At 68.3% G+C, this 5802-nt stretch carries 4 protein-coding genes; 1 reads left to right on the top strand and 3 read right to left on the bottom strand.

Annotated features, from left to right (window positions below; translation table 11 throughout):
• Positions 1-959 (bottom strand): FG-GAP repeat domain-containing protein (locus ACFW1I_RS36785; RefSeq protein ID WP_384678208.1); only part of this gene is annotated, 959 nt, incomplete at its 3' end.
• A 1403-nt stretch (positions 960-2362) separates the two neighbouring features.
• On the opposite strand from ACFW1I_RS36785, the gene ACFW1I_RS36780 reads away from it, so the two are divergent.
• On the top strand, positions 2363-3301 hold the full coding sequence (locus tag ACFW1I_RS36780) for a MerR family transcriptional regulator (RefSeq protein ID WP_384678205.1): 939 nt from the start codon (positions 2363-2365) through the stop codon (positions 3299-3301).
• 286 nt (positions 3302-3587) lie between these two features.
• Here ACFW1I_RS36780 and ACFW1I_RS36775 read toward each other — a convergent pair whose 3' ends face one another.
• Positions 3588-4193, bottom strand: coding sequence for a dihydrofolate reductase family protein (locus ACFW1I_RS36775; RefSeq protein WP_384678203.1), 606 nt, complete (start codon positions 4191-4193; stop codon positions 3588-3590).
• 316 nt (positions 4194-4509) lie between these two features.
• Entirely contained in the window at positions 4510-5670 is a 1161-nt protein-coding gene (locus ACFW1I_RS36770; RefSeq protein ID WP_384678201.1) for an endonuclease/exonuclease/phosphatase family protein, read from the bottom strand.
• Positions 5671-5802: the final 132 nt, after the last annotated feature.

The raw sequence follows: 5802 nt of genomic DNA, 5'->3' as shown, positions 1-5802 counted from the left end.
AGGCGGATGCGGCTGAGGTCGCCGGTCAGGCCGCTGGCGATCTGTCCCTGGTCCACCCAGCCGGCGGAGGTGTCGCCGCCGCGGTTGAGGAAGGCGTGGATGCCGCCGTTGCCGTCGAGGAGGTTGTAGTCGGCTCTGCCGTCGCCGTCGATGTCCGCGAACCGCACCCGGTTGGCGTCGGAGGTCAGGCCGGTCGCGACCTTGCCGATGTGCTGCCAGCCCCCGGCTCGGTCGCCGCCCTTGTTGAGGTGGACGTTGACCGATCCGTCGGGGTTGATCAGGAGGTAGTCGGCCTTGCGGTCGCCGTCGAAGTCCGCGAACCGCACCCGGGTGGAGTCTGAGGTCAGGCCGGTGGCGACCTGTCCGATGTCCTGCCAGCCCCCGTAGCCGTCGCCTCCCTGGTTCAGGTAGACGTTCACCGACCCGCTGGGATTGACGATCCAGTAGTCAGCCCTGGTGTCCCCGTCGAAATCCGCCCACCGCACACGACCCGACCCCGCCTCCGAACCCCCACGGTACGCGAGACCGCCGACGCGCTGCGCATGCGAGATGGCGTTCTCGGGCGGGAAACTGTCGGAATTGACAGTTCCGGCATTACTGGCCATATAGGTGACCCCGTAGTGCTCCTGCAGGTAGACCTTCGGCGTCTCACAGTAGGTCGCGAAGGTGCAGCCCGTCGTTTTTGTCTCGAATCCGTACTTTCCGCCACCTCCCGTAAGGGCCACCTCGGCCCGAATGATGCTCTTGCTCCTGGTGCACTTGGTGACGCCGTACGCGTAGATCTGGTCGCCGGCACGCCCCATCGCTACGCTGTTTACGCAATCCGGGGGGAACGGCATGTTCGAGTCGGTGAACAATTCGCCGTAGCCCGCCGTGTCCGCGGACGCCGCCGTGGCGGAGGCGAGGATCGCCGTGACGGCGCCGACCGCCGTGAGGACGGCCCGAAAACTCTTCCGCAAGATAATCCCTCTCCGTTCAATATTTGCGCGCCTAGATGAGCGATTTGGCATCAATCACCCCAGAGCGCAATCTCTGAATTGATAGATTCGGACACGAAGACCTTTTCGCTGCTCCCGCTGGCCGCGTGAAGGCTGTCGCCGCGAAAGGCGGCGGCTGGACTTTTCACTGGCCGATCAAGAAATTAGCTTCTCGCGTCCGCGTCCGCATCCGTGTCCGCATCCGTTTCCGGATAAACTCCAGTACTGCGTGGACTTAGTTCCGCAGGGTGGGTCGCACAACCGCGATGGCGCTGCTGCAGGTGTCAATCATATTGCCGCCGCCCTTTATGGATCTGGAACGTCCGTCATCGGCTCCGGCACCCCGTCGCACGAGGGATCCTGACCGTCTGCGTGCCATCCTGCGAAGGCCCGCCAACCCCCCACCAACCGCTCGCTAACGCCCCCTTCGGCGCCCCCCGCAAGGGCGCGGTATCAAGTCAGCACCGGTCCACGGGGGCTGACCTGACGAGGAGGTACGTGGGCCGGGCGTCGAGCCACACGGGGCACAGTGCCGGCGAAGTCACCGAGTACGCGCGGATGCCGCGCCCGGCGACATGGTCATCGCTTCCTGCATCACCCTCGGCGACACCCTGGTTGTTCACCTCACCGGGGAGATCGACCACGGACCCTGCTGGCGTCGGCAGCGGATGACGGTTTCACCAGCCTCGTCCTGGACACCGCCCGGGTCACCTTCTGTGACTCCGCGCTCCTGGCCGTCCTGGACCGGTGGTCCCAGCGCGGCCGACGCCTCAGCTTCGCCGACAGCTCCCGGGCTGTTCAGTACCTCCTGAACGCGGCGGCCTCCACCTGGCGGCAGACGAGCCCACCCGCCCTCGCTGGCAGGAGAAACCGGCAGCATCGGCTCCCCTCTTCCGCCGCCGGGAGTCGCGCCGGCAGAACACCAGACACCTGGGTCGTCGGCGAGCGACAATCCGCACCGAGCGAGCACCGTGGCGTCATGGTTGGTCGACTTGTGCGCACTGATGCCCTTCTCCACGTGGTGGGGTGTCATGACCGGCCGGTGGTCCCTGTCGACGTGTTTGACGCCGCCTACCGACGCGCCATCACGGAACGCTATCGCTTGGTTACGCGAGGTTGGACAATTTAGGTCTGTCTCTTGCTTCTGCGGCGGCTGTCCGTCTGCGGCACGGCCCTACTTGTGCGAGGAGGAAGGGAAGGGCGTCCAGGTGGCTTGTCCGTCGCGGACGTCGACGAAGAGGAACGGGCCCTGGACTGCTTGGAAACAGAATCATCCGCCTGAGCCGAAGGCGAGGAATCGTCAAGGCTTGCGGATCAGGAGTGGTTGGCTGCTGGCAGGCATAGGGGCTTGAGTCTCCCGTAGGGGGAGACGAAAAGGTGGGGGCATGGACGGCGACACGCTCTACTCGATCGGCGAGCTTGCTCAGCGGACCGGTCTCACGGTCAAGACCATTCGGTTCTACTCCGATCGCGGAATCGTGACGCCGACAGACCGCAGCCCGGCCGGCTACCGCCTGTACAACATCGACGCCGTCGCACGCCTGGACCTCGTGCGTACCTTGCGCGAGCTGGGACTGGACCTTCCCACGATCCGCAAGGTCGTGGACCGCGAGCTCTCGCTTCCCGAGGTCGCCGCGGCGCACGCCGAAGCACTGGCAGTGCAGATCCGCGTCCTGCGCCTGCGACGGGCGGTGCTGACGGCGGTGGCCGAGCGCGGGTCCACACCTGAGGAGACGGAACGCATGCACCGGTTGGCCCAGCTTTCCGAGGACGAACGCCGACGTCTGATCGGCGATTTCCTCGACGTCGCCTTCGGCGGTCTTGACGCCGCCCCCGCGTTCGCGGGGGTCATGCGCTCGATGACCCCCGAGTTGCCCGACAACCCGGAGGCGGAGCAGGTCCAGGCGTGGGTGGAGTTGGCTGAGATGTCCCTGGATCAGGATTTCCGCGCTGTCGTGCGGCGGATGGCTGAGGACCAGGCGGCCGAGCAGGCCCGAAGCGACACGATGGGTCCGCGTCGCGACATTGCCGCGGTCGTCCGCGAGCAGGCCGGGCCCGCCCTGACCGCCGGCATCGACCCGGCGTCGTCCCAGGCCGATCCGATCGTCGCGGCATTCGCGGGGCAATACGCGCACCTCCTCGGCTGCCGCGACGACATCGAGCTCCGCCGCCGGTTGGCGACTCGGCTGGAGAGCGTGAACGACCCCCGCAGGGAGCGGTACCTCCAGCTGCTCGCTGTGGTCAACGGCTGGCCGGCCCCGGAGAGTCTGGCGCCAGTGTTCGACTGGTCCGTCCAGGCTCTGCGCGCCCGGACACAGCGATGACGGTGGGTCACAAGGCGGCATGGGCCGGACGCGGCTGGCGTCGGGTGACAATGCCGCCGCGCAGAACACTTGGCCAACGCCCCCGTCGTACTTCAGGTGGCGGTGACGCCCGCCTCCGCCAGGGAGAACCGCATGCGTTCGCCCGTGTCGAGGGCGGTGCGCCTGTCGTTCGCCCGGGGGGCCTCCACCTCCTCGGTTCCGGCCGCGGCGGTGACCTTTGGAGTCGGACCCAGCGGCCGGGCGGCCGGGCGGCCTGGCGGCCGTCCGGGCCGGTGATCGGGTGACGTTACGCAGGGGTGGCGAGCGGTGGGTGGTCGAGTACGCGGGGCTTGTACTCGACCAGTTGGATGCTGCCGTCGAAGGTGCGGTGCTCGGTCATTTCGAGGGCGACGTCCGGGTAGCCGTCGTAGATGCGTTCCTCGCCCGTGGCTCCGGTGATCACCGGGAACATCACGACCCGGAAGCGGTCGACGAGTCCGGCTCGTAGCAGGGATCGGGACAGGCTGAGGCTGCCGATGGTGCTGAGGAGCCCGGAGCCGGTCGATTTCATGGTGCGGACCGTGTCGACGGCATGGTCGCGGACGAGCGTGCAGTTGGCCCACGTCAGTGGTTCCTCGAGGGAGGAGGAGAACACCACCTTGGAGGCTCGCGTGAGCTCGTCGACGGACGCCTCTTCCTCGGGCCTGAAGTCCGCTTGGCCTTCGGGGACGTTGCCTGCGGCGAAGCCCGACATCAGGCGGTAGGTGTTCGCTCCCATCAGGTAGGTGGCTTCCGGCTGCTCGCCGAGCCAGGCGAGGTACTCGGGGCCCTCCAGGCCCCAGAATCCGGGCCATCCCTGCCCCGAGGCGTAGCCGTCGAGGGAGGTGATGAAATCGACGAGAAGCTCCGACATGGCGCTGTCCTTCCTGGGGTGTCACTGACGTAGACCGGCCCGGAACCGCAAACTCATCGGCCGTGCCGCGGGGTAACGAGAAATCCGTGATGCTGCAGCCGATCCGGTCGGCGGGGCGGCTTCCTGCGCGGCTCCGGCCGAGCCGCGTTCACCGTGTTTCGAGGCCGTGGTGTGGTGGGCGTGTGTCGGCGTACGGCTCCGCCTTCCACCGACCTGACATGAGCAGCGCCTCCCTACTTCGTGGAGCCGCGCTGTTCGGGCTCGCGTCCGCCTCTGTACCAGCAGGGGGTCGGAACCTTGGGAATTCGGTGAGCCGTCAGCTGCGTGGGAGTCTGAGCGTGGCTGGGACTCCGGCGTGGTCGGAGGGCCAGAGCCCTGAGGGTGTGCGGTCGGCCTGCTCTTCGCCGACACGCTGGGCCTGCACTGCCTCGAAGCCGTTGCGGAACAGCACGTGGTCGATGCGCTGGCTGAGGGCCGATGTGGGATTGCGCAGGTCAGGGGCTTGGCAGCAGGTGAAGCCGGGATCCCGGGGGCGGGCTTCCGTCCAGGCGTCGCGGAAGCCGGCTGCCAGGAAGTTGGCGTGGGTGGGCGTGTCGCTCATCCCCGGCACCGCGCCGACGCCTCCTGCCGCCGAGTTGAGGTCGCCCAGGAGGACTGTGGGAAGGCTGGTGACGAGCGGGCCGTCGAGCAGCTCGGCGCCCTGCTGCACCTGGACGGCGCGACCGATGGCTTCGAGGTGCGTGCTGACCACGCGTGTGGTGCGGCCGCCCAGGGTGGCGTCGACGGCGACCCAGCCGTGCGGGAAGACGATGTTTCCGAGCACCGGGTGAGGGATGGTCAGGCGCGCGTCGAAGAGACCCGCCTGCGGGTTGGCGACGGAGAACCTTCTCGCGGGCAGGTCGGTGCGGGCCAGGATGACGTCGCGGTCGGTGAGACGGATGTCCTGCAGGCCGTCGGGTGTGGAGCGGGGGACCTCCCGGTCACTGCTGGTGACGGTCGCCACGGCGGCGTAGTGCTTGCCCCGGGCGGCGAGCTCGTCGAGCAGGGTCTGCAGGAAGTCGTACTCGACGACGGTGGCGTTGGGCGTGGGGCTGAAGTCGGCAGGGGTCTGGCTCCGCCAGAGTCTGACCTCCTGGAGCCCCACCACGTGGGGGTCGAAGTCGGCGATCTCGTCGGCCATCGCCTTGGCGCGCTCGGGGAAGTTCGTGGCTTGGACCTGTGCGTACACCTTGGTCACGGCTGCGATGAGCGAGGACGTGTTGGTGGCGCCCAGGACGGGACGGAGATCCGCCCCCAGATACATGTTCTGGGTCAGGACCTTCAGCAGCGCCGGGGGCTCGTGGGCCGTGGCCGCCGTGAACGACCCGGGTAGTACGAGCAGGAGGATGCTCAGGAGAGTGAGGAGCGCGGCCCGGGTCCGGCGGCGTGGGATGCGGTCGGCCGGCAGCGGCGCGTCGGCTGGGGCGGATTCGGGCACGAGAGTGCGACCTTTCTGCAGGGGAGGGAGCAGAATCGCCGGAGCCGGAGCCGGAGCCGGAGCCGGAGCCGGAGCCGGAGCCGGAGCCGGAGCCGGAGCCGGAGCCGGAGCCGGAGCCGGAGCCGGAGCCGG

Source organism: Streptomyces sp. NPDC058955, assembly GCF_042741435.1.
Classification (GTDB): domain Bacteria; phylum Actinomycetota; class Actinomycetes; order Streptomycetales; family Streptomycetaceae; genus Streptomyces.
This window is presented reverse-complemented; position numbering and strand designations above follow the sequence as displayed.